This is a genomic window from Paenibacillus sp. UMB7766-LJ446 (assembly GCF_030226665.1).
Lineage (GTDB): Bacteria > Bacillota > Bacilli > Paenibacillales > Paenibacillaceae > Paenibacillus > Paenibacillus vandeheii.
In genome coordinates this window covers 223,398-249,011 of sequence record NZ_JASOYM010000006.1, presented here as the reverse complement: position 1 = coordinate 249,011, position 25,614 = coordinate 223,398, and the positions used below count along the sequence as shown (strand labels likewise).

Annotated in this window: 25 protein-coding genes and 1 pseudogene; 17 read left to right on the top strand and 9 right to left on the bottom strand. The window is 40.6% G+C overall.

What is annotated here, in order from left to right; translation table 11 throughout:
• The first annotated feature begins 103 nt into the window (after window positions 1–103).
• Window positions 104–1,048, top strand: a complete 945-nt coding sequence (locus QP794_RS17235; protein ID WP_285078206.1) for a DUF5050 domain-containing protein — start codon at window positions 104–106, stop codon at window positions 1,046–1,048.
• A gap of 108 nt (window positions 1,049–1,156) precedes the next feature.
• Here QP794_RS17235 and QP794_RS17230 read toward each other — a convergent pair whose 3' ends face one another.
• Together QP794_RS17230 and QP794_RS17225 are read right to left on the bottom strand one after the other, a co-directional pair.
• Window positions 1,157–1,993: a sulfurtransferase gene (locus QP794_RS17230; RefSeq protein WP_285078205.1), complete on the bottom strand. Its 837-nt coding sequence runs from the start codon at window positions 1,991–1,993 to the stop codon at window positions 1,157–1,159.
• 98 nt (window positions 1,994–2,091) lie between these two features.
• The gene (locus tag QP794_RS17225) at window positions 2,092–3,036 is read right to left on the bottom strand and encodes a DMT family transporter (protein ID WP_285078204.1); all 945 of its coding nucleotides are present in this window, start codon (window positions 3,034–3,036) and stop codon (window positions 2,092–2,094) included.
• 229 nt (window positions 3,037–3,265) lie between these two features.
• On the opposite strand from QP794_RS17225, the gene QP794_RS17220 reads away from it, so the two are divergent.
• From QP794_RS17220 to QP794_RS17160, 13 genes and pseudogenes are all read left to right on the top strand, one after another.
• Window positions 3,266–4,027 (top strand): polysaccharide deacetylase family protein, encoded by a 762-nt coding sequence (locus QP794_RS17220; RefSeq protein ID WP_285078203.1) that lies wholly within the window; start codon window positions 3,266–3,268, stop codon window positions 4,025–4,027.
• The gene (locus tag QP794_RS17215; RefSeq protein WP_285078202.1) at window positions 3,985–4,167 is read left to right on the top strand and encodes a polysaccharide deacetylase family protein; all 183 of its coding nucleotides are present in this window, start codon (window positions 3,985–3,987) and stop codon (window positions 4,165–4,167) included. Before QP794_RS17220 ends, QP794_RS17215 begins: the two co-directional genes overlap by 43 nt.
• Window positions 4,168–4,249: 82 nt before the next feature.
• Window positions 4,250–4,903, top strand: a complete 654-nt coding sequence (locus QP794_RS17210; protein ID WP_285078201.1) for a YkyA family protein — start codon at window positions 4,250–4,252, stop codon at window positions 4,901–4,903.
• A 141-nt stretch (window positions 4,904–5,044) separates the two neighbouring features.
• Complete coding sequence (locus QP794_RS17205) at window positions 5,045–5,935, top strand: hypothetical protein (RefSeq protein WP_285078200.1); 891 nt, start codon at window positions 5,045–5,047, stop codon at window positions 5,933–5,935.
• A 254-nt stretch (window positions 5,936–6,189) separates the two neighbouring features.
• The gene (locus QP794_RS17200) at window positions 6,190–6,636 is read left to right on the top strand and encodes a GNAT family N-acetyltransferase (protein WP_285078199.1); all 447 of its coding nucleotides are present in this window, start codon (window positions 6,190–6,192) and stop codon (window positions 6,634–6,636) included.
• Window positions 6,637–6,859: 223 nt separating this feature from the next.
• Entirely contained in the window at window positions 6,860–7,786 is a 927-nt protein-coding gene (locus QP794_RS17195) for an ADP-ribosylglycohydrolase family protein (RefSeq protein ID WP_285078316.1), read from the top strand.
• Between the two features lie 25 nt (window positions 7,787–7,811).
• Complete coding sequence (locus QP794_RS17190; protein WP_285078198.1) at window positions 7,812–9,062, top strand: MFS transporter; 1,251 nt, start codon at window positions 7,812–7,814, stop codon at window positions 9,060–9,062.
• Between the two features lie 153 nt (window positions 9,063–9,215).
• Window positions 9,216–10,289, top strand: a complete 1,074-nt coding sequence (locus QP794_RS17185; RefSeq protein WP_285078197.1) for a DUF3298 and DUF4163 domain-containing protein — start codon at window positions 9,216–9,218, stop codon at window positions 10,287–10,289.
• Between the two features lie 407 nt (window positions 10,290–10,696).
• A complete protein-coding gene (locus tag QP794_RS17180; protein WP_063565447.1) occupies window positions 10,697–10,876 on the top strand; it encodes a hypothetical protein in 180 nt (59 codons plus the stop codon).
• A 129-nt stretch (window positions 10,877–11,005) separates the two neighbouring features.
• Window positions 11,006–11,206: pseudogene (locus QP794_RS17175) on the top strand (RNA polymerase subunit sigma-70); the annotation flags it as partial.
• A gap of 614 nt (window positions 11,207–11,820) precedes the next feature.
• Window positions 11,821–12,159 carry a hypothetical protein gene (locus QP794_RS17170; RefSeq protein ID WP_285078196.1) on the top strand — a complete coding sequence of 113 codons (339 nt, stop codon included), beginning with the start codon at window positions 11,821–11,823 and terminating at the stop codon, window positions 12,157–12,159.
• A gap of 955 nt (window positions 12,160–13,114) precedes the next feature.
• Window positions 13,115–13,318, top strand: coding sequence for a hypothetical protein (locus tag QP794_RS17165; RefSeq protein WP_285078195.1), 204 nt, complete (start codon window positions 13,115–13,117; stop codon window positions 13,316–13,318).
• 562 nt (window positions 13,319–13,880) lie between these two features.
• Window positions 13,881–14,717 (top strand): coiled-coil domain-containing protein, encoded by an 837-nt coding sequence (locus QP794_RS17160; RefSeq protein WP_285078194.1) that lies wholly within the window; start codon window positions 13,881–13,883, stop codon window positions 14,715–14,717.
• 458 nt (window positions 14,718–15,175) lie between these two features.
• Here QP794_RS17160 and QP794_RS17155 read toward each other — a convergent pair whose 3' ends face one another.
• Window positions 15,176–15,328, bottom strand: coding sequence for a hypothetical protein (locus QP794_RS17155; RefSeq protein WP_285078193.1), 153 nt, complete (start codon window positions 15,326–15,328; stop codon window positions 15,176–15,178).
• Window positions 15,329–15,529, bottom strand: a complete 201-nt coding sequence (locus QP794_RS17150) for a glycine zipper family protein (protein WP_285078192.1) — start codon at window positions 15,527–15,529, stop codon at window positions 15,329–15,331.
• Window positions 15,530–16,230: 701 nt separating this feature from the next.
• Here QP794_RS17150 and QP794_RS17145 point away from each other — a divergent pair.
• The 3 genes from QP794_RS17145 (at window position 16,231) to QP794_RS17135 (ending at window position 19,853) form a co-directional block, all read left to right on the top strand.
• Complete coding sequence (locus QP794_RS17145) at window positions 16,231–16,491, top strand: helix-turn-helix domain-containing protein (protein WP_285078315.1); 261 nt, start codon at window positions 16,231–16,233, stop codon at window positions 16,489–16,491.
• Between the two features lie 712 nt (window positions 16,492–17,203).
• A complete protein-coding gene (locus QP794_RS17140; RefSeq protein WP_285078191.1) occupies window positions 17,204–19,552 on the top strand; it encodes a hypothetical protein in 2,349 nt (782 codons plus the stop codon).
• A 4-nt stretch (window positions 19,553–19,556) separates the two neighbouring features.
• Entirely contained in the window at window positions 19,557–19,853 is a 297-nt protein-coding gene (locus QP794_RS17135) for a hypothetical protein (protein ID WP_285078190.1), read from the top strand.
• Window positions 19,854–19,965: 112 nt separating this feature from the next.
• Here QP794_RS17135 and QP794_RS17130 read toward each other — a convergent pair whose 3' ends face one another.
• From QP794_RS17130 to QP794_RS17110, 5 genes are all read right to left on the bottom strand, one after another.
• Window positions 19,966–20,553 carry a hypothetical protein gene (locus QP794_RS17130; protein WP_285078189.1) on the bottom strand — a complete coding sequence of 196 codons (588 nt, stop codon included), beginning with the start codon at window positions 20,551–20,553 and terminating at the stop codon, window positions 19,966–19,968.
• 83 nt (window positions 20,554–20,636) lie between these two features.
• Complete coding sequence (locus QP794_RS17125) at window positions 20,637–21,263, bottom strand: hypothetical protein (RefSeq protein ID WP_285078188.1); 627 nt, start codon at window positions 21,261–21,263, stop codon at window positions 20,637–20,639.
• Window positions 21,253–22,026 (bottom strand): ImmA/IrrE family metallo-endopeptidase, encoded by a 774-nt coding sequence (locus QP794_RS17120; protein WP_483311920.1) that lies wholly within the window; start codon window positions 22,024–22,026, stop codon window positions 21,253–21,255. The genes QP794_RS17125 and QP794_RS17120 overlap by 11 nt, the downstream gene beginning before the upstream one ends.
• A 7-nt stretch (window positions 22,027–22,033) precedes the next feature.
• Complete coding sequence (locus QP794_RS17115; RefSeq protein ID WP_285078186.1) at window positions 22,034–22,414, bottom strand: XRE family transcriptional regulator; 381 nt, start codon at window positions 22,412–22,414, stop codon at window positions 22,034–22,036.
• Between the two features lie 167 nt (window positions 22,415–22,581).
• Window positions 22,582–25,605 (bottom strand): type I restriction endonuclease subunit R, encoded by a 3,024-nt coding sequence (locus QP794_RS17110; RefSeq protein WP_285078185.1) that lies wholly within the window; start codon window positions 25,603–25,605, stop codon window positions 22,582–22,584.
• Between the last annotated feature and the right edge of the window lie 9 nt (window positions 25,606–25,614).

Here is a 25,614-nt window from a genome sequence, read left to right as displayed (position 1 = left end):
TAATGAAAAGCAAACTTGGAATTGAGAGGGAAATGATTGTGTTATATGTAAATACAATTTACAATAACAACTGTAGAAAAATACATATTTTAGGGAGCGTAAGATGAGAAGAAAATGGATGTTGGCGTTATTAAGTGTGATTATATTGTTTGGAGTTGTACCTGCATATGGGGCTGAAGCTTCTAGAAATTCTTTAGTATGGTACGGTTATAATGACGATGGAAAATTGGTTGGTATTAATGTTACGACATTCACAGGCAATAAAAGCATAACAAAATCTATTTTTCCTAAGGAAGTTTCAAATTTAAAATTGGTTGGAGAGTGGATATATTTTCTGGTTGTAGACGATAGAGACGAGTGGACTTATCAGATCGCTAAAATTAAGAAAGATGGTTCAGCGTTTACTTATGTAAACAAAGATGCAGATTTTGCAAGTTTTGATGTTCTAGGGAACATGCTTTATTTTGTCAAAAAGGAAAAGCGCGAGAGTATGCCCGATGCGTTGTCTTTCGGCTCAATGAGAATAGATGGCACAAGCGAACAGACGATATTATCTAAATCTCCTTTTTATAGTTTTGAGATAAACAACGGGTACATATACTATAGAAACCGTGATAATTACAAATTTTATCGTATGAAGACTGATGGTACAGGTGCTAAGGCATTGTCCTCAAAAGGTGTATCGACATACGCGTTTTTTGGCGACGTTTTGTTTTTCTCGGAGATGGTGGATGGAGGCTATAGTTATCTAGGTGTCTTTGCAGATCAGAATGGAACCAGAAAAAAAACATTTGCTTCATATCCTTATATTCATCCTATAGCATATGTAAATAATAAGTTATTTTATAGAAGTAATATGGTAGACAAAAATGGCTATAATAAGAGTGATATGTATGTTTATAATCGATATACAGGTAAAAAGAATAAGTTGCTTTCTTTAGATGCTAATGATCGATTTTTGGGAAAAGTAGGGGATGGTCTTGCATTCCTGTCTTTTAAGGAAGGCACTGTATATAAGCTTGGATATGATGGGAAAGTGAAAAAATAAATAATTAGCCCTGGTTCAAAATAGATATACCATCGCAACAAAGATTTCGAGACTAGTAAAAGCCCACGGTGATCGTGGGCTTTTTGTGTACTTAACTTTACTTATTTTTTATTCTTCCCCCGTCGCCACCGGATTCTCCTCATAACTAATCCAGTCGCTCCAGCTCCCTGAATACAATTTCACATTTGTATATCCCGCTTCTTCCAGTGCAATCACGTTCGGGCAAGCTGATACGCCGGAGCCACAATACACGATAATCTCTCCATCCTTGTCCAGCTTACTGAAACGCTCTTCTAACACCCCAGTATCTGTCCAACGTCCATCCCAATCCAACACATCTTTCCAAAAATAATTCACCGCACCCGGAATATGTCCGGCCTTGGCATCAATCGGTTCCTCGAGCCCCGCATAACGGCGGGCATCGCGGGAGTCGATCAACACAGAGCTGCCAGTTACCGAGGCTTGTTGCGCATCTTGCACACTTGCCAGCATTTGTGGCTGCACATTCACTTCAAACGAAGCCGGAATCTGGACAGGCACATCCGTAGTCACTGGAAACTTGGCATTCTGCCAGGCAGAAAACCCTTCGTCCATAACATACACCTGTTCATGTCCCAGATATCGTAGTAACCACCACAACCGCGAAGCGTTCATGCCTCCCTGATCATCGTAGGCAATAATGCGTGCATTCGAGCCGATGCCAGCTTTGGAGAGGCGATTTGCCAGTTCAGCCGGATCTGGAAGCGGGTGACGGCCTCCGTGGGTAGATACAGGAGCGGACAGATCCTTTTCCAGATCCAGATAAACTGCACTTGGAATATGCCCCGCTTCATAAGCTTCTCTCCCGGTATTGGGTTGACCAAGCAGGAATCGGCAATCGGCAATGACGACATCCGGTTCGTACATTCTGGCGAGCAGCCAGCGCATGGATACAATATTTTTCATGAAAACACACCGCCTTATATGTAATGGGATGGATTCAACCGGAACCTGCGTGATGCAGGTCCCAGTTGTTTTTTCAAATATTCGAATACAAACGCAAGTTACACCACTGTAGGTTCAACAGGCCCTTTTCCAGCTACAGGAGCATCTGAGAGAATGGGCTGTGGTTTGGTTTTGCCATACCGGATGAAGATCCATACCCCGAAAATAATGACAACTCCGGCAGACATCTGAAGCCCATTGAGAGATTCGCCTAGCAGCATCCAGGCCAACAGTGAAGAAAATACAGGTTCCCCCAGTACACCCATGGATACCGTCGTAGCATTCATATATTGAAGCAGCCAATTAAAGAGATAATGACCAAAGATCGTTGGCACGATGGCGAGCAGCAGGAAAATTCCCCACTCGGAAGCCGCATAACCGCCAAACGGGTGACCATTAACCAGATTATATACCGCAAGTGTACAGGCAGCTACGAAAAATACCCAGAAGTTATAGGAGAAGGCACTTAGCCCAGCACGCAAAAACTGTCCTAGCAGCATGTGTACCGCCACAGCAATTGTCCCGAGCAAAGAAAGAATGTCCCCTCGCAGCGCTGTGCCTGCCAACTGGAAATCTCCAGCACCAATAGCGATTGATCCGAGCAGGGCGATGCCCATACCGATGATCATCATACGGTTAATCTTGGCTTTGAAGAGCCAGACGGAACCGGCGAGAATCAATATAGGCTCCAAAGCGAGAATGACCGTTGAACTGGCTACACTCGTGAGCCGAAGCGATCCCATCCAGAGCAGGAAATGGAGGGCCAGCATGACACCGGATGCGAGCAGCAAAGCCCACTGTCTGAAATTCAAACGCATCATCTCATGCCGGAATTTCCAGATAAAAGGCAGCATGAGCAGATTGGTGAGAAACAGTCGGTACATCGCAATGACGGCGACATCGGCTGTGGACCAACGTACAAAGATGGAAGAAAATGAAATGGCAATAATGCCGACAAAGAATAGCAGAAAAATCGATCTGCCGGCACGGTTCAAGCTAGTCATGGATGTAGCTCCTTCTTGAAGTCAAATGTCGTAAATCAATTTATTATACAGGACAATGCATCCGCAGGAAAAGTATAAGAGAAGAAATAGATAAGTAGATTGTAACCGGGCTTGTAACTATTCTGTCATTCTCCAGGACCATTTTTCTATTAATCTTCTATATAGAGACATGAAACGATATAATGTACCAATAATCGGGAAAAAATGAAAGTAAGGAAGTGGCCTGGAAGTGAGAGTTCAACAACAGAGAGCGGGAGAGAGTGGCGGCATTCCGCATAGAACAAGCCGAACCAAGACGCATGGACGAAGAAGAATCCGGTATGGGAGACTGAGTGCTGCACTGGCGCTTCTGGCACTGCTCATTATCGGTTTAACATATGCATTCATTGGCATGACGCACTGGATCAAGGATTATGTAGCACCCCCTCCAGTAGCTGCAATTGAACAGCCAACCAAGCTTGGCATGATTGAAATGACTCCGGAGACCAAAGAGGAGCCTGCGCGGTTCCAGGGTCAGGTGCGCAAGCTGGCATACATAACTTTTGATGATGGACCAAGTGAATATACCGATCAACTGCTGGATATTTTGAAGCAGCACGAGGCAAAGGCAACCTTTTTCATGATTGGGCGCCAGTTGAATCAACACAAGGAAGCGGTGGAGCGGCTCGTCAAAGAGGGCAGTTATCCGGGTCTTCACAGCATGACACATAACTATAACAAATTGTATAAGAGCGGAAACTCCGCTAATTTTGTGAAGGAGTTCAAGAAGGAGCAGAAGATGGTCCATGACCTCATTGGCTTCACACCACACCTGATTCGTGCTCCGTATGGCAGCAGTCCACAGATCGGAGAAGACTTCAGGGGCGACATTGCCGCGGCCGGATTCAAAATGTGGGATTGGACCACGATTCTCTCGATTGGAATTTACCGGGTCAGCCGGACAAAATCGTGGAACGTGTCAGCAGCAGTGTGCACCGGGATAAGGAAGTGATCCTGATGCATGAGCGGGAACAGACCGTAGAGGCGCTACCGCTCATTTTAAAACTTCTTGAAGATCGGGGCTATGAGTTTGAGGTCTACGATCCGAGCGCCCATTGGGTGGCTAATTTTAGCGGGGATACCCGGCTATAAGCAATAAGCAGGCATTTTGCATAAATACTGAAATAAGCGATAAGTCATCAAGTGATAGATGCAAGAGAGGAGGCACCCCGAGGTGCTTAGAAGAAAAAAGATAGCTCTGGCCGGGGTCAGCATATTGCTGGCTCTGCTTGTCAGTGCTTGCGGTCAGCCGCAGGAACCGGCGGCCAATCAAGTCAATCAACTAATTCTTACCGATCAGGAGATGAACCAGAGCCTGAAGGAGATTGTCCGTCATGAACGGAAAGACATGGAGTTGTACGGATCGATTTTGAGTAAAGGAAAGAATAGAAACAGTAACCTGGAGGCTCTACTGGATCAGGCGGACGGACATATTTCCGAGCGAAGAACTCTGCTTGAACAGGCTGAAGCGGTAATGAGCAGGACAAAAGAACAGATGGAAGAACTGCGAACTTCGCTGGATGAGTTATCTTTTGAAAAAGAAGAGAACCTTGCTCAGGCTCACACGGTATTGGATCAATATGAGCAAAGAGCTGCGTCGTTTGCAGCGTTTGTTGCTTCCTACAGACAGAGTCTTGATGCGGACGAGCAATTATATGCATTGATGAGAGGCAGCGTGGAGCCTAATCTGGTCAAGATCAAACGTGCGATTCGGGAACGGAACAGCCAATATGCCAAAGTGGCCGAGTTAAGACAACAGTTCAACAAGCAGACGAAAGCGTTCAACGGAGCCAACGCAAAGCTTGTGCAAATGGAGCAAGCCGGCTGATTACTCATGGTGTCAACGGGCTATTGAACATTTGCATGATTGATCGTCTTGTCAGCCGTGTAAGTAATACTAAGCTGTCAAGTTAACAAGTCAGGCAACATGGACAAGCATCATTGCGTATAAGCTAACGGAGGTGTTCATATGCGAAATACTATGAATATTAGTGCATCATTACTTGTTTTGGTTATGGGATTCTCACTTGTGGCCTGCGGCAACAGTAGCCCTACTGCTCAGCCACCCGCGAATAATACAGAAGAACAGACGACGGCACCAGGGAAGCAGCCTGAGGAGAGTGCTGTGATCGAAGCTGAAGGCATTTTGACCGGATGGGCAGACCCGCACACGGTTGAAATTCGTGTGAATGAGAAACCAATGTCTTTCCAGGTGGGTGAGGATGTGCAGAAGTCTTTTGATGACATTGACGATGAAGATTCCGTTCAATTCAAATATGTAGAGAAGGCCATTGAAGGCGACACGACGGTCAAACAATTGGTGCTTACGGAAATTGCCAAGGTCAAGTCCGATGATGACAATAACGGTTCGAATGCACGCGGTAATGTTACCTCGGATCGTCCAAAGACGTCTGAGTTGGAAGTGACTGTAGAAGGCATGACCGAAAAGCGCCCGGTTACATTGGCTCAAGCCAAAGGATACTCGTTATATGTTTTTGAACCAATGACATTTGATGCGGGAGATCATGAATTGACCATGAAGATTGATCCGGATTACGAGGTAGAGATTGAAAAACTGCCTTCGGATTATAACCTGAATGAACTGAAGGTGGATGCGAAGAAAGAACTGACAGAAACCGGAGCGGTCGAGCAATTAAGTGAGGAAAAGCTTAGCAATGGCCCGATGAAAGAGGCAAAATTGTTCATGATGTCTCAAAATAATAAGAAAACAGAGTATTTCATCGTAAAAGAGCTGGATGGTACTGGCTTTGCTTTCCATATCCATGCACCGGTTGGCGAACCATTAGAAGGCTTCCTGCCAATGGTTTATGCCTCCGTCAATTCCATCATGAACGAGTAAGCGTGCTTGGATAATGAATATGTATGCCGTGAGTTTTGGAATAAGTAAATTTTAAATCACAGGTGATATGAGGCAGTCTGTTCCTTGGAAACAAGAGAGCAGGCTGCTTTTATGTATCGTATCATTTCATTTTATTTTATCTGTTTATCTGTTTAGTTCCTCGTCCAATTGTATTTTTCTTGTCAATCAATGCAAAAATGAATTACCATTTAATTCAGTTGTATCAGATCCTGAGTGAATGAGGGGTTATTGAAATGCGAGAAAGAAAGATAAGGGATATCCGGGTGACAGATGTTCATGATATTTATTTGCTGAATCAGGAATTTAACCCGAATTTGCAAGCATTCTCCGAGCAGCAGGTTAAGGCAAAGATTGAAGTCATTACAACGAAAACCAATGATAAGATTTTGGTGTGTGAGCAGGATAACGAAGTCATTGGCTACATCCATGGAAGTCCATATGAGTTGCTTTTTGCCGACTCTCTACTGAATATTTTGGGCTTTGTTGTGAAGGAAAAGGTTAGAAATCAGGGTACAGGCAGCCTGTTGATCGAGTCTCTGGAGCAATGGGGAAAGAATAACGGCTACTCCGGAATTAAACTACTGTCACATCCAAGTCGAATCCCGGCTCACCAATTTTATGAACATCGTGGATATGTATTTACAAAGGATCAGAAAAATTTTATTAAAACATTTCAATAGATCATCTTTTTAAAAGAGTCGGAAGGAACGATGCGATAGGCATAGTCCCTCCCGGCTTTCTTGCCGTATGTCTATTCAGTTTGCTGGGCCAAACCCATTTGGCCTATTCTGTGTCAGGTTAAATTTGCAATCGACTTACGTATTAAACTTCTTTACGCCATATTAGGCCATGTGGGAGAATGGAGGAAGTTATTTGAGTCGTTCAATCGCAGAGGAGGGGTCGATGATGCTGCTAAAGGATCGTTTCCAAGGTTGTTTCATTGGACTTGCCGCGGGAGATGCACTGGGAACTACAGTGGAATTCAGCAGTCCTGGCACGTTTGAGCCTGTTACCGATATTGTGGGCGGAGGTGTATTTGATCTGGCTCCGGGACAATGGACGGATGATACGTCGATGGCCCTCTGTCTGGCCGAAAGCCTGGTGAGAAAAGAGAGCTTCGATCCCGCGGACCAGATGCGCAGATATACGAATTGGTACCAGGTCGGTTATATGAGCAGTACGGGAACCTGCTTTGATATTGGCGGTGCTACTCGCAATGCACTTGAGCGGTTTGCGGCAACCGGTGAAGCGTATAGTGGCTCAACCGACCCGATGACCGCGGGCAATGGTTCGATCATGAGGCTTGCACCCGTAGCCATGGCCTATGCCAACGAGCCGGATCAGGCAGTGCGGTATGCTCGGTTGAGTTCCAAAACGACACATGCCGCTGTTGAAAGTATGGAAGCATGCGAAGTGCTGACGGCGATATTGGTTGCAGGACTGCGCGGAGCGGACAAGGACGTCATGCTGCAGCCTCAAACCTGTCGTCAGTGGAGGGACGAAAAATCTTTTTCACCCGCGATTGAAGAAGTTGTCCAAGGATCATACCGCCATAAAGCACCGCCTGAAATTCAGGGGAGCGGTTATGTTGTTCGTTCACTTGAAGCAGCGTTATGGGCATTCCACCAATCCTCGACCTTCGAGGAAGGTGCGCTTCTGGCAGTGAATCTGGGTGATGATGCGGACACCACGGGAGCGGTGTATGGGCAAATTGCCGGAGCCTATTATGGATTGAGTGGTATCCCGGCACACTGGCAAGAGAAGCTGGCCATGCGAGATACGCTGATTCAATTGACGGAGGCATTGTGGTCAAAGGCGGAAACAAGATAGAAGAGACAGGAGAAGAGAACATCATATGCGTAAGTCAGAATCATCACAAACGGAATTGGGAGTTTCGAAATCCGCTAAGCGAGGGGCGTTTCCCTTATCCCTTTTGTGCCTGACGGTAGGGGCTTTTGCTATTGGCATGACGGAATTTATTATTATGGGGCTGCTGCCCAATGTAGCAACGGATTTGAATGTGAGCATTCCGCAGGCTGGACAACTGATTACGGGCTATGCGCTTGGCGTGGCAGTTGGTGCGCCTATACTGACTGTGTTCACCCACAAGATTCCGCAGAAAAAACTGCTGGTGCTGCTGATGTGTATTTTTATCATCGGTAACGCGTTGTCTGTTATTGCTCCAACTTATGGGCTGCTTATCTCGGCACGTATTCTGACGGCATTTGCCCATGGTACGTTTCTGGGAGTAGGCTCGCTGATGGCAACACGGCTGGTTGCACCGGAGAGAAGGGCAGGGGCGGTATCCGTTGTACTGGCTGGATTAACGATTGCCAACATTATTGGTGTGCCTTTTGGAACATTTATCGGGCAACAGCTCGGGTGGCGTTCATCGTTTGGGGCCATTACCATTCTAGGTATCATCTCATTGATTGGCATCATTCGTTTCATTCCGGTGATCCAGCAGGGACCCCCAGCAAATCTGGGCCAGCAATTCCGGAATCTGGTTCGACCACAGGTGTTATTGATACTACTGATTGGTGCGCTGGGTTGTGGAAGTCTGTTCGCTGTGTTCACCTATATTACACCGATGCTAGTCGATATTAGTGGTTTTGCTGAGCAAAGCGTGACCTGGATTCTGGTGCTGTTCGGTGTCGGGGTTACTTTGGGCAATATGCTTGGGGGCCGTCTGGCGGACTGGAAGCTGATGCCTTCCCTGATGGTTAACTTCGGTATACTGGCAGTTCTGTTAGCAGCATTAACGCTGACGCTGGACAATCCGTATCTGGCGGTAATCACCATATTTTGTTGGGGCGTTGCGGCTTTTGGTATTATGCCAGGGCTGCAAATTCGAATTATGAATATGACCCGTGAAGCGCCGCTGCTGGCGACAACGTCGAGTCACTCAGCCTTTAATCTGGGCAACGCAGGCGGTGCCTATTTGGGCGGGTTTGCAATTACGCATACGGGGCTCATCTCGGTACCGTTATATGCAGCAGTTATTGCGGCATGTGGATTGCTGGGACTACTCATTAGTGTGACAATGGAACGCAAAACTAGATTACCGGAAATCGCCGATGCTGTAGAGCCGGCACCAGTGAATTAACTATAGACAGGTAGATGCAGCCTTCACTCCGCATTAACGTGTGGGATGGGGGCTGTTCTATGGATGGATTACAGTTTCAACTAGAAAAAGACAAACCAGCCAAGTTACAGTATTATTGGTATATCATAATAATTAGAAAGGATAGAATTCAATTTGAATAAAACATTTGCAATGTTAATAAGCTTCTTATTGATGTTTCTATTTATAATCCCAATAAGTGATGCGAATGCAGCCGGGTCGAGCACAGTAAAGACAAAAATATACTCGTATAAAGGCCAAAAGTATGTTCAAATTATTGGCGGCGAACAAAAGGTCAGGGATAAAATAAATAAAACACTCAAAATCCATGCCGTAAATGCTTCTATACAGAATACATATCTAAAAAAACAGCAAGATTACTTTTACTGGAATACCACTGCACAGACTAAATACAATCAAAACAATTTACTTTCTATCGTATATACAGATTATTATTTCAGAGGCGGCGCACACGGGTATGAAGAAGTAACGACTTATAATTATGATCTAACAACAGGAAAACGTCTCTACTTAAACCAGGTGGTTCAAACTAATAAACAAGCTGTTAATCTAGCTGAGGGTATTGAATCGGGCCTAAAGAGTAATGAGGATGTCTTCCCGGACAGTTTTTATAACTTTCCTTTGTCTAATACATCTAGCTTTTACTACCAAAACACAGGAATTGTCATAGTATTTAATCCATATGAAGTTGGGCCTTATGCGGCGGGATTTATTGAGGTAAAAGTTCCTTTCTCCAAAATTCAGTCTGAACTGAGCAGGCCATTTTTTGATTTAAATAAAAACTCCATTCAAGAGTTGAAGAGTGGGAGAATACCGGGGTTTGAAAATATAAGTTTTGGACAAACGAAAGCAGAAGTATCGAAAGCGCTGAAAAGTTCAGATCGTGAACCCTATTATGAACCGGAAATGGGAGGACTTTTCTGGATATTTGAAGGGCTAGAGTATGCTTCCTTTAATTTTGGGGAGGGAGACACAGACCGTCTTGACCATATTTATTTGAGTTGGAAAACCCTCCCTATGAAAACCTTCAGTGACATTGAGAAGATATTGGGAAAAGATCAAAAGGGTGAGAACCCTGATATTCCAGGAGAATATTTACTCTCCTATCGTTTTGGGGACACCCGGGTCCATTTCGCCTCCAGTTCAACCGAGGGACTTATTCACGGCATTACAATCTCACATTACTAAGAAAAGATGCTGACTTTGTAATTTCCAAGTGGCGGGGCGGAAACATTGTACCATAGAAAGTCGCTAATCTAGCGGCTTTTTTACTTTCGTTGTAGGAGCTGCTATTTATTATTTCCTGTTTCCACTCGGACTTGAAAGGATCGTTATTGTGAGAAAAAACATTAATTATATTCTGATCTTGCTGATCATTTGGGTAGCGCTACTGTATCCTATTCGTTCTGCGTGGTTTGAAGGTCTAAATCAGATTCCTGAAGATCTTCATGGTATTTATTTACTATTCTTGTTCTTTGGATATCTTATTTGTTCATCTGGCATGGGGCTTATGCTTTACAAGGTGTGTTTTAAACGAAAAGAATAGTAATTACAGAAGTTGAAATCATTCATTTTTCCAAGGAGAAGGTGACAACTTGTACTACTACAAAGGTGCGTTCAGAGAAACGGACAATTTTATTTATTTCAAAAGCGATGTTCAATTAGCCGAGAATGATGTCGTGATATTTGGTGAGAAGAAGTACTTTATTGATAGTGTCGAGAAAGAATTCCTCATCCTTCAGAAAGTGGGCTCCATCGTTTCAGTGAGTGTATAAATCTTCGCGAATAACTTCCCTTTTTCAAGTGTACGTGCACTTCTGGGCACACGCCTACATACAATAAATCGACCCTGTTCCCACATGTGCTCAGGCCAGATCGTTGTAAAACTGCAGGAGGTGTCATCTGTGCCCGGATTATTTACCGCAATTGCCCTTTTCATCAAAGAGTTAACGTTACTCGTCTCGTATGTCAAAAATAATGCATTTCCCCAGCCACTTGCTGAGGATGATGAAGCCAAACATTTACGCCTTATGGCTGAAGGCAACGCACATTCACGTAATTTGCTTATCGAACACAATCTGCGCCTCGTCGCGCATATCGTCAAGATGTTGTGATCAAACTCCAACGTCAAATGTACGCGGTAAAAAGCGAGGCAATTATACGTGTTAAGCACCGTGGTGAAAAGCAGCTTCTGCCACTTGAAGATACTGCACTCCCCCATACAAAAGTGGGATTGTAACAAGCTTATTTAGCCAATCATTTTCTTCTCTTATCCAATCATGTTTTAACGATTAGCTGTCAGCTTTAATGCTTCTTATCCCACTATTTTTGATTCAAACAGGTTATTTTAGAGGTGAATATTGGGACAAGTTGAAGTGATTGAAACAAGTACTTTTAACATTTAGAAAAATCCGTTTACAAGTCAAACATGAACATCATTTTTTTATATCCTAAATGTTTGCAACAATAGTTAACTTTCATTTGTATATATCCGCTTATAAAAATACATTAATTTCTATATGTTGTAAAAAAGTTGAAAAGCAACAGAATATGAGCCTCGCTTTTTTTTGATAATATTGACACACTAGTGGGCTTCCCATTAAGAAGAAGTGTATAACCTGCCCAATACTATCGGATATCACCCTACTGTTAGTGGTGCTTTTACTCTTTCGAAATTATCTTATAATAGATATAATACAAAACTGGGGGGAAGAAGAAGGTGAGAGAATTACCTAAGGTAAATGGGCTCTATGATGCGGTCCAAACCGTAATAAAAAGTAATATAAGGGATGGCTATCCTCCAAATTACTTTCGACGTGAGGTTTCAAACATGTCAACTAGTCAGGAATTGATCGATTTTTGCACAGCTTTAATAAAGAAAAAAGATACACTCCAAGAGATGTATTTTGCCATCGAAAAATATAAAAATCTCTTGACGATTGAGGATTTCATTACGGTTCATGGAACCGAATGGGGTTTTTCTGAAGAAATAGTGCGAACCGCTACTGAGAGAGTGATTTTGTTTGACAATGCAGCTAATAGAACACGATATGCATAAATCTCTGCATCGTCCCCCTAAGCAAAAAAACAAAGCTGCTTCACACGAGCGAATCTTTAATATTACGTTTCCAATCAACGCTTCTAGTTCCCTGCACATCACCATTGTGAAGTTAAAATAAAGAATTTATTTATAGTTGTCCCTCTATATCATATCTAGCCACGACATGGAACGATCGTTAAGCCTATATTTGAAATAGAAAGCACCTCCCTTCAGAAGGGAGGTACTTTAGTATGTAACAGTACTTGTACAATCAATTTATAAATAATCGAAACAGACGTTTAACAGAACCAGTGTCAGATACCGGATTAGCTTTTTTGATACAATGCTGGTCTAATACCACCCCTTTCTTCATATTTCATTGGACCTATTCTACCATCACTGAATATGCATCGGTAAGCTCCTTTTCCACCGCCACCTGCTAATACCAAAGCAATTTTGCCCAATATAATCACCTCTAATGCGATTAACCGAAGTTATCAATTTAGTTTTTACTATTCTAAAAATTAAAATGTTTTTTTCAATCAAACTGACGACTCTGGGAGAACAAAAAATCTTCAAGAAAGCATCACATACATTGTTGGAGGTAAATAAAAATAAGGAAAAACCTTGAAATATCTATCTGAAATTCTGTTAATGTGTCAGTTTGACGGTCTAACTCATGAGAAATGAATGAAATCCCTCCCAAGAGAGGTATGTACGCTTCAAACATAAATATCATCTTGCTTGTTACAAGCCTGGTTCTATTTTTTTATCTTGTTCATACACTAGTCATGAAAGGATGAAAAATTGTGAGAAGCTCAAAAAAGATACCACCTACAAAGTTAATTACGGTTAGATACATAAAGAACTTCGGCAAAGAACTCGTTACCTTTTGTGGAACCCCACAAGAAGTCGACGCCAAATTCTTTGGGTCAGAGAAAGATAATGTTAAAGTGTTGTGGGTGGGTTTTGATTGAGGAAAAGTGATTATCTGCTATTATTAAGGCTGGCACAACTGGCAATCGAGAACAAAATTAAATGGCTTAAAACACAAAAGGAATATAACTATGCGCTTTTTAATGCCGGGCAAATGAAAGCTTATCATGATGTTTTGCAGATGTTACAGTTGGATTCTCGTGATTTGAAATCGAAAATTCAAAAAGAAGAAGGCGCATAATTTAAGATTCCATTTTAGCAGTCGAACAAAAGATAAAACATAAAATTAACCCTACGAGATGGATCCTTTGAAAAAGGGAACATCTTATAGGGTCAATTTTACTTTTGTTTCCACTTCCTAAGGAAGTGGAAAACTTTTTTCTATTTATTATATAGAATTGAGTCTACATTATATCCGTACTTAGAATAAAAAGTGTCGATTGCTTTTATGAGCAATTATATTTAACACCTACTTTCTTCTTCTAACAGAATATTCCCGCCTCACTTTACTCATCTTTCAGTGATGCCTTTCGTGAATAAGTATTGTGGATATTATCGCCGTATTCTTGCTTTCTTGACCACAGCAGTGTAATTCTCATATTACTCAAAAATAGAAAGCCAGCTCTTCTATATCGATAGGTCATTCAAAATCAAAATGAGTAACTGCCTAAACTACATATCCAACTTGAATGCTAATGTACTTTGTGTACTCCATTATTTTTGTACTACAGGGCTGTAGTACTGAATATATGTCATCCATATGGACCTTACTATCACTATATGAAGAAAAAGGAGCGAATCACATGACTGAAGAACAAGAAGAAATTAAATCTGATCGAGCAAAGAAACTGCAAGTGCGATCAGATGTCGAAACGGAAAAAGAGTTCGCTCAGTTATTCAAGCTCTCTGGTTATAAAACGAAGGGCGAGCTCATGAAGAAGCTTATTCAACTTGGGTTTATGGAGCAAATTAAGGAACGGCAATTTCAGGAAATTGAACTTGATTCTCAAAGTGACACCGTTGGCACATCGATTCTCAAGCTTCAACATCTTCTTGATGGTATTGCGAAGGTGTTTGTGGATCAACAAGAAATTATGACAGAAAGTTTGATCTCTGTTCATGAAAAAAAACAAGAAGAAACGGAAGTTTTAAAAATTGAAAACGACACTTTAAAACGGCGAACTCAAGCCATTGAAAAAGAACTTGGAACCTTAAATGGGAAATTGACGGCACTTGAGGATGCGGCAACAACGAACGCGGAGGTTCTAGCTTCTTATGAAAACTACAAAAGATTAACTCAGCCTAAAGTGGAAGAATTGGAACAAAAACTTCACTTCTTTGAAAAGCAAAAAAAAGAAGAACTTGAAGACTCGCAGCAAACGATACAGCGTTTGGAAGAAGAACTACGTTTGGAGAAAAACAAAGGTAGCGATCATGAACTCGCCAATAAACAACTTGTCATTAACTACGAAACCAAGTTATTAGAGGAGCGTGGTCGATCCAGCGAAGCCCAAGATAAAATTCGTAGAGAAATGCAGATGGAAATAGATGCGGTTCGTGAACAACTATGGAAAGCAAGAACGGAGAAATCGCCTGGTCGTCCACCTAAGCAAGCTAAAGATTCCATCGATAAAACATGAATTCAACTGACCTTACAAGAAGCTTAGAACCTGTTTAAAAAAAGAGACCTTATTAGCCTTATTCAGTTATGGTGGAAAAACCTTGGGGACCCTGTCATTTATGAATTCTTAACTTCTCTGTTATACTAACTCGATGGAAGTTGCAGAATCTTATTTGTTACAATTGCAAAAATGGGCTACAGAACGGTAAATTTGTTATCAGAGAGTGCACCGATTCCAAATAAGGCTCTCGATTGGTAAAACAATCATTGACTTAAAAATCAATGATTGTGATTATGAATTTTACTTATTTGTAAACGATTTACCCAAGAGAATATTTGAGAAACCTGGGGAAATTCAGCCCTGGATTGAAGAAGAATTCTCACATCAATTAAGTAACCAGCGGAAGGACTCAGACTAACTTTTCATTGCAAAGGCAATACCCAATCCGATGTTGGGATTGGGCAAGAAAATACAAACTATTTTTTTTTGTCGTTGTTGTTATCGTCTTTTTCTTCAAAGTGATTTTTAATGTCACTCATAGCATCTCGCAAATCTTTACCTTTTGTCACTTCCATAAATTCGTCAAATCCTTTAGACATCCCATCCTGGAATTTTTCCCAATTACTCATTTAAATGCTCCTCTCAACTTTTTTGGCGATATTATTTCCAGCAATCGCACCACCTGCAGTTCCACCGATTGCTCCCACTCCAAAACCAATAGCAGCACCAACAGGTCCAAGAGCAACCAAACCAATTCCAGTTAGAATTGCTGAACCAGCTGTACCACCTACTAGACCACCGCTTGCTCCGCCCAAGATTCTATTGAACATAAGCATCACTCTTTCTTTTTAATAGGTAATTATACCTTCATAATTATAAGAAAATTTACCCAATTTGTGAAGAAGAAATAATTTGATTTGAGTTTTACCCGAATTCTCTCAAGAATGGTGACCGCGGCAGAAAAACTCATGCTCAATATAATCCTGCATTTGGTGATTTTGGGTATGAAATGATAATTGAGCTAGCATTCATGACTCCCTGCAGCGCATTCCAAGGGAAGTCAGACGGAGGAAAAACGAATTGGATATGTATAACACTGTTTTGTTGGTGTATTCAGTAAATGGATCTAAAAAGGTGTATATGGCGGCAGCGGATTGGCAGCTCAAATTCTTCATGGTATAGAACAAGATGTGGATTAAATCCACGAAGTGATACGAATAAAGTATCACTTTTTTTGTATCATAAACGGTGACTTTTAAGGGGGATTAGACAGTGGCGTTTTACTCATAAATGGATAAAAAGGGGTATCAAATGGTGTGAATCAAAAAATTATGGTGTGCCCTTCTCGGGTTTCGAGCTAATAATAAAGGACTAACCTTAGCGCTCTCCAAAGCCACAGCAAATCGACGTCGTATTAAAGTATGATTGATCTTCTAAAATCCGTATGGCTTGATTGCTTTATTAAAGGATAAAAGTAACAATTTGTGGACATAATAACACTGTACGGACATAAGGAGGGATGGAAGTGGACATGGACATGGAAAGAAAGCTAGGTTTGACTCCGAAGCTCAATTCACCATTCAACGAGATACCAGACGATGCTATTTTGACACCGGAAGACATATCAGACTATATCGGCATTTCTGTTCGTCAAGTAAGACGTTATTGCGAAAGTGGGAAGATCACATCTAATTGTTTCGGTCGAAAATATATTGTGTTTGGCAGCGATTTTAAAGATTTCTTGGTTAATACGAGGGTTAGAGCCAAAAGTGTACGAGAGCTGTTAATATGATGGGACGGGTAAGATATCCTAAAAAGCTGGAGTTAGTTGCGCTGTCATTTTTTAAAAGTAAAAGAATTGAATATTTTTTGGATAAAGGTAAGAAAGAAATCACATTTCCGTGTTTTAAGTGCCATCAACCAGCAATAATGGCTAGTATCACTACCGATTGGAATTGTGCGCAATGTTCTAGTAAAGGCAATCTCTCGACTCTTGTCAATTGGACAAATTCAAGCATTACCTCATCCCCTATCGGAATCAAAATCTTCAATCCAAATAAAGAATTTGATGACATCTGTAAAAGGATATCACATCTCATTAATATTACAGCTGACGACAAACTGAAATTTAAGTTAAACGAGATTTTGATTAAAAGTCAAAAACTTTATAAACATTATAATTGAGGATTAATCCAATTTGCATTTTTAATTGGTTTAATCTTTTTTTATTTTTATTCTTTATAACTTTTGGTCAAAATTTGTTTAAACATATAATTCTATTTTAAAACGTTCATCTAGTCAAGGTTTATCCAGAATTTACATATGGATCATCTACTGATATTATGCGAAGATATTTGAAGTGAAAAAGTTCTTGACAATTGACTTTTGGTCATTATGGACATAATGACCGTTTAAACATAAAAGGTTCCGCCCAAACTGTTTCATTTAACTGGTCATTATGTCCGTTATGACCGAAAGCAAAAATACAAGGGAGTGTGCAAAATATGTTGTATCCACTAGAAACTATAAAATTGCCATCGGCAACAAAAACTATAAATCAACTAAAAAATGCAGGTTTTACTGATTGGAACTCCGTCGCTGAATTTATACAAATCAATGGACCAACCGCATTAGTCGGAGTAGGCATAAAAAACAGGGGGATATTTCGTAATAAAATTAGACCCAAACTAGTTGAATTAGAGTTATTGCCCCAACTTCCAATCATAGAAGAACTTGAAAAAAAAATGACGATAAAGTTGGTTAATATGGTGGAAGCCGCAGCCATTCTTAATGTATCCTTCGAAACATTAAAAAGTCTTGTTGCAAAGGAATGCTTGAATAGTGAGTTTTATTATTCGGCTGGTGAAGATTTTGAACCTACACATGTTAACCAAAAATACGTCTTTAATCAGGAGCTTGTTCAAGGCTTTTCCCGACAATTTACGACGTTGGTGAAAATAGCAGATGAATTAGGTGTCGAGTCTCTTCATTTAGGCATCCTGTTAAGAAAGGTTCTCACTAAAGAAGAAAATGAAAAATACAAGTTGTCACGTCGAAACTATCATCGCCAGTATATTGTTGATAATTATCAACAATTTCTCGATAGAAGAGCTGAACTTCGTTCTGAAGTGCAACAGTTCAAGCACTATTATGAATTGTTACACCCTTCTATCCAAAGGTTCATCGATGATTATTTTCATTATCGCTTCAATTCCGAAGAAATCACTTTTGATAGCGTCCATTATGCCAATGTGAAATTAGTTCCAGGACCTACTGTCGATCACTACCGCGAAAATCTGGTTAGAATCCTCTATCGGATTATCTGCGGAAGGATCGGCATTGAAAAATTTACTGAGATAGAAAAGAACAGAGCCTATCGAAACCTGACTGAAGATGAGGAAGAAATGATATCCAAATACGAACTTGATATTGGTAGCATTTCTCCGAAAGATACTGCCTTTATGGTTTCTGGTCTTCAAAGCGAAACTTATAAGTATAGGTTAAGTAAAGCATTCAAACCGTTTTTGTTCTACTTCCTTATGAAGAAAGAAGAAGATTATAACGAGAAACTTGAACAAGCATTGACAAATAACGATATGCAATTCAATGGTCAGCGAGAATGGGAGAAATTGCGACTCATAAAAAATCGCTTCGACAAAATGTTGAAAAACGGGATTGCAATAAAGCAACCTAAAGTTCCAAAAGACAAAAAGCGAAGAAAAGTTTTCGCCACAAGAAGTCAATTGGTTAATTGTATTAATGCCATATTGACTAATAATGTTATCGGCAGTCGTGGGATACGCAGTCCATTGAAGTTTTCTGTTCAGTTTATGATTGGATTTTTTGCAGGAATTCGTCCAATTGAGCTTTTTCGCATGGAAATCGACAAACACCTGGACATTGAAACAAAGCCTGATCATCCCGATTTTGGATTAATGAAAAAATATCGCATTGAAACGAAATGCGAAGAAGGTGCTTTTGTACGCACTTCCATCGATGATGAAAATGGATGGGGCAGAATAATTATTACGGAGGATATTAGCAAAGGTAACTATTCCCCCTCGCCAGAGTGTGGTACTCTTGCTGTGCCTGCATTAGTAGACCATATCAATTTGTACCTTAAACAGTTGTATGAAAGGTATCCAAAACAAAAAAAAGCAATAGGGTTCTTATTTCGAGCTGAAGATCGAAATCAGTTCAGGGGCTACCGGAAGCCAACAGGATTAACGAATTGGATTTGGAGATATCGTGACTCCTTCTTAGGAATTTTAACCGAAGAAGAGATAAGGAGCTTTAGTTATTATGAGACAAGGCACACGGTAAACAATTTAATTGTAAACCGGACTCGATATCAAGATTCTGCTGTCAGTCAGTGGCGGTTACGTGTAGCAGAAACACATTGTCGTCATGAAATTTCTGATGACGATCTAGATGTCTTAAGCGCAAAAGGAAAAACAAACCGGGAACATTATCAGCAATCGGTTCCATTAAAAATATACTACCTCGGCTTAAAAGCCGCTCTTGTATATCCATTCGATTCTAATGAGCTTGATAACTGGGAAAGACAAAATAATCCGATGTATCAACAAACATTTGGTGAGGTCGAAATGGATCAAGCAAATATAGCACCAGAATCAAGTCAACTGAGCGAACAAGAGCATCGGGAACTGGAGGTAATAAATGATGAGTTAATCAAATTAAACGAGAAAAGAGCCATATTACGTGTCCCTGCAAGAGCAGCCCGAGTTTACAATTTAACCGGAAAGGATAGATTATCCGAGCTTGCCCATATAAACATCCAACTTCAAACTCTTGAATCGAAAAAACAAAAACTTGAGTACGGAGGAAAGTGAACCAATGATGACGTTAGATTTCTTCATGAACCAATGCAAGAGAATGGGAATCGACCCCTTCTCTTGCCTTATCCCAGCATCAATCTTTGCTGAAATTGATAATGAAGCAGAATATCTTATTTCAGATGTTGCGATTCTCTTGGGAAAATCAACTCGACAAATCCGCAGGCGATTTGAAAAGGGCGAAATTGCAGCATTTCGGAAACGCCCTTACAGTTGTCTTGGAATCGATTTGAAAAGATTTCTCTTCAAAGAATTCTATCATCAAATTATCTCTAAATCAGCAATGAACAAGTACTAATTCTAATTATAATTTTCCTCTTAAAACAAGCCTTTCATTGATTAAATTGAAAGGCTTATTTTTTGTTGAAATGCAAAAATTTTGAACGTGAGCTCCCAATTCCCATCATACTTTATTCTTTCGGCTTTGTTGAAATCTCCAAAAATCGCATATAAGGTTGTCCGTACATTGTGAAATATAAATCACCTATTTTCGTTTCAAAAATTTCCCCTTGTTTTGTTGCCTTGGAAGCATTCGAATCCACCCATGCGGTCAAGGTTTCAAATTCTTCTGAATTCTTACTAAAGAACGGGAACTTGTACACTTGCGCTGTCGCTTTCGTTGTTGCTTCAACTACTTTTGGGTTAGGTGCATCAAGATTATTTAGATCAATATATCCTGATGCATCCACAAAAATTTCAATCCAATCTATCTGGTCATCATCGCGTGTATGATAAATGTCGAATCGAACTTCAAACTTGTCTTGTTGATAGGTCCCGACATAGGAATCAAGTGTTTTTAAGCGCTCATTTCGAACTTCATAACCACCATCTTCTAATGCATTCTTCATGGCACTGGCGGTAAACTTAAATGGCATTAGTGCGGGCGCGTTTGACACAGAGGAAGAAGCATCTTCTTTATATGCAGAAATACCATATCCGACGACGATGGCTAAAATAATAACGATAACTATATGCGACATTCTGATCTTATGATCCATATTAATAATTCCCCTCACAATCTGACGAGTGAAAAGAAAGACGACTATAAAGTAAAGTCCTTTAATGTCGTCCCGTATATAGCCTACAAACGTTTATTGTTAAACTTACCAGCCAGTGCTTGCAATAGATCCTCTTTCTTACGTTCTTCTTTATGTTTTTGATAATGATGTTCCATTCGTTTACTTTCACTTTCGACTCGTTTATGGACATCAATTCTTTCTCTAGGATTGCTTACAATCTCTTCCACGACAGCGTACCAGTTTTTGATTACGAGTTCGGGATACTCTCGGGCGCCTATTCCGCCTTCTTGAAAAGCATTATCATTTGTTTTAAAGAAGGGCATCCGGAAATGGTCCGCATATATAGCAGATACAAATTCGCCTTTATTCTTTTCCGGAGGCTTGTTTTTAAAATCATGCTTAAATCCTAAATCATAAAGGATCTGCTCCAGGATAATTCGATTTTCGGCTTCGATATGAACGTCATGTTCGATAACGAGAACATGTCCGCTTTCTTTAAGAGAAATGAACTCTTTAGCAACATGATCAAAGCGGGGTTCTTTCAACCAAGACATAATTTCACCTTCGACTACATCTGCAAAAACGATTTTTTCATATTTCCTAAAGAGCGATGGCAGCAAATCCCCCAAACACAAATTGACCCAAATATCCGTATCGCAAATAGGATATTTTGAAAAATCAGGATTCATAATCTTCCCTGAACGTTTCTAACATTTCCAAAATGGAATGTGCTTTATCGGGCGAAATACGATCCTGACTTAGGTTGCTATGAAGTTTTTCATAAAACCGCTGCGAAACGGTGAAATTGTTTGTAGGGAGGATAAGCGTTTGATCTCCATCAACTTGTTCGATTAGATTCTTCATTTCTTCAATTCTGTTTGGATGCGAAATAGAAAATCGGTTCGCAAGAGCTTTCTTTTTTTCAGGAAAGATCTGAATAATACGTGTAAGTAGGGCATTTAGGCTGACTCTGAAATAATTTTGCATTTTGATGAGCTGATTATATTTGGTGTAATTTAAGTTGATCCGATGTTTACGAATATATTCACGAATCATGTTTTCAGGCATTAAAATACAGCCTGCAAAACATTCTGCTTTAAATTCGATCTCATTATACTCGATATTATCTTTAAGACTGACCCCTCCACCTTCACCGGTATAAGCGTGATAGCACTCATGCCATGCCGAGAAATACTGTCGCGCTAGCGGTTGAGCACTGTTTACAAAAATACAGTCAAATCCACTTTTTTTGATATGAAATCCAGACAAATTATTATCGGTGGGAAAACGAACAATAAAATAACCCAATTGTTCAAGAGTAAGGAACGTGTCCTTTACAGGCTCGTTCTCATCAAGGAATTTCTTCCTGTACTCCGAAGCAATTGGGGCTATTTGTCGATGGAGCTCTTGTGCTCTTTCGGGACTTACTTTTCGTGATGCCAAAGAATTCACCTCAGAACTAATTCACACTGATTTTTTCTTGCATAACCATTTCGTCAAAGATCAAATTAGCAATTTGAACTGTTTTATTGATTTCTTCGTTTGTTTCTTTAGCGCGAAAACTAATTCCTTCGATGATGTCCACATCCTTTGAAGTTAATTCCTCGATGGACATACCTAAAAAAGCACCGATTACTGTATAGACACGCACATTGAAAGCACGAGAAGCCGCCTCAATACTTTCCCACAAATCTTCATCGCCTCCATATTGGGAGGAGAGATAACTGTAAGACAGATCATGTTTGACTCTTTTATCGCGCACCAACTTTGCTAGTTCAAAGCGCGTATACTTTGGACGTTCTGACGGATTAAACTGTACAGATTCCCATATATTCGCCATATTGTCAACCTCCAATTCACATACATTATAATCAATTTTCAATTCGATTGTAAATAGAACGTAGAAAGAAAATAAGATGGCACTATCATAGTATTGATCCGAAAAATTAAAATTACTTCTTCAAATGGAAAAAAAACGACCTGGTATCCAGATCGTTAATATAGACTTTATTTTTTTAGCAAATTATAAACAATTTTTCCGACAGCATCGCTAATCATTTTGCAACCTTCATCGCTTGAAGAGACGAATTGAACTAGTTTATTAAGCTGGTCATTCTCATTTTCAAGTTGTTCTCGTTGCTCTTCGAATGAATCGACGATACCATCAATGAACTGATTTTCGAAAGGATATTTGAAATCTTCGTATGAATTGTTAACCACCTGTTCTTCCATACCAGGTGTGCTTACGAACTTTTCAGCCACTTCATAGAGTTGTCCACTAATAATTTCCCCATCGAGTTCCGTACCAAAAAGGTCATTAATCTGTTTGACGATTTCAGATAAGTATTTATAGTCCTCTTTCTTTTTCCCACCGACGCCGGAGCCTCCTGTAAGAGGTGCGTCAGCTCCCTTTTCAAGCTCAATGTGTGCTTCTTCAATTTTTTTGATACGGTAGTATTCCAATTCAACAAGGTCACCGTCAAAATCCCAACCTGTTTGTCCCATTGGATCACTTATTTTTTTATAAAGCAAACGAATGAATGTAAAATAGCGTTTCATATCTTCTTCGTACTCCACCATCTGTGAGAGAAATAAGTACATCGATACGAATTTCTTCATCATGGACTTTACATCTTCTTGCTGGTCCTGTGAGAGCGCCCTGAACCGTTTTTCCGGCGTCTGCAGTATTTTATAGATCTTGGCTTGATCCATCGCAGATTGCTTCATTTTAGGTTGAAAGAATACGTCACAGAGTGCATGAACCTCGTTTTCCTCATATACACGCGTTTCATCAAGTTGTCTTCGGTATTCGTAAAGCAAATTTGGATCCGTTTCTTCGTCGATCGTAGTCTGCTCGTAATACGGTTGAAACGCCTTCTGAATCGTTTCACGATCATTAACAAAGTCCAGTACAAATGTATCACTTTTCTCTGGGTGCGTTCGATTAAGACGTGACAGTGTTTGAACGGCTTTGATACCTGTTAACTTTTTATCGACGTACATCGTATGTAGCAGTGGTTGATCAAATCCCGTTTGATATTTATCCGCTACAATCATAATTTTGAACTCATCTTCTTCAAATACTTCGGCGGTTTGCGTGTCTGGGAAACCATTCATGCCAGCTTCCGTGACGACTTCATCCATTTCTTGATCTTCAACATTTCCGGAGAAAGCGACGAGCACACGGAGGTCAGTATATGCTTTTTGAGACAGATATACTTTAAATGCGTCCATATAACGCTTCGCATGAAGCCTAGAAGATGTAACAACCATCGCTTTGGCTTGTCCGCCAATTTTATCTTTCGTGAACGTACGGAAATGTTCAATAATGATTTCGGCTTTCTGTGATAAATTGGTCGGATGAAGGGAGACAAAACGGGCAATAGCTCGTTTTGTTTTTTTTGAATCCACTTCGGGATCCTCGATTGCCGATTTAGTAATTTTAAAGTACGTATCATACGTCGTATAGTGCTTGAGGACATCGTGAATAAATCCTTCTTCAATTGCTTGACGCATGGAATAAAGATGGAATGCGTGATAGTCACCATCTTCGTCTTTACTACCAAATGTTTGCATCGTTTTCTTCTTCGGTGTTGCCGTAAAAGCGAAAAGACTCAAGTTTTGACGTCTCTCATAAGCAGCAAGCACTTCAGCGATTTGATCATCTACATCGAGAAGCTCTTCGCCACGTTCGTCTACGCTTTCAGCTTCTTCGAGTGACTTATACGTAAGCATATCCTTCATTTTGGTCGAAGTCATACCGGTTTGTGAGCTATGAGCCTCGTCCATGATAATCGCATATTTAGATCCTTTGGGCATTCCGTTCAATTTCCCCATGACAAACGGAAACTTTTGAAGGGTGGTTACGATCACCTTCGCGCCTCGGCTAAGCGCATCAGCTAGTTGTTGTGAGCCTTTATCGATATAAGCAACAAAACCAGGTGTGGAATCAAACTGGCGGATAGTATCTTGGATTTGCGAATCAAGTACAATACGGTCTGTAATCACAACCACTGTATTAAAAATCGCTTTTCCAGTTTGATCCGCGAGCGAAGCCAGTCGGTGGGCTGTCCATGCAATGGTGTTACTTTTTCCGCTACCTGCGGAATGCTGAATCAAATAACGATTTCCTGCCCCGTTGTCGAAAACGTGAGCGGCGATTTTTCGAACAGCAGCAAGCTGATGATAACGTGGAAAAATAAGCTGTTTCTTTTTCTTTTTTTTATCTTTTTTGTTTTCTTCTATTTTAAGTTCTATAAAACGCTGCAAGATATCAAAAAGACTATCTTTTGCAAGAATTTCTTCCCAGAGGTAGGTTGTCTTATAACCTGTTTCATGAATGGGGTTACCTTTACCAAAATCATCACCTTTATTAAAGGGTAAGAAGTACGTCTTTTCTTTTTTTAACTCCGTGGTCATATGTATCTCATCTGGATCAAGCGCGAAATGTACGAGTGAACGTTCATTAAACTTGAAAATGGGCTCAGCCGGATCCCGATCCTTCTTGTATTGACGGATTGCATGTTCAAAGGTTTGATCTGTTAATGGGTTCTTTAACTCCATTGTGATAAGTGGAAAGCCATTTAAATCAATGACAACATCAAGGGAGTTGTTATTCTTGATACTGTAATAAACTTGACGCGTCACGGAAAGTCGGTTCATTTTGTAATTTGAGACTGCTTCAGGATTGAAATTGTTATCGGGCTTCATGAAAAACATCCGTAGCTCGATTCCACGATCTTTATATTTACCTTGTGCACTGTCACGAAGGAATCCAATAAGCCCCTTAGGATGCGTTTGTATGGCTCTTGAGATGGACTGAATTACACTATTCTCGACAGATGCACCGTAAATGGTTTTAAGCGCAGCCCAATGTTTGGGCTGCGTTTCTTGTAAAAATGAAATGAGTCGTGAGCGGAATAAACCAAGTTTAGCATCGAACTCGCCAGGGATACCTTTTAGGTATCCCTGACGAAGAAGGGATTGTTCGATAGCCGATTCAAATACGATTTCACGAAAATCTATGGTCATTGTAAGACT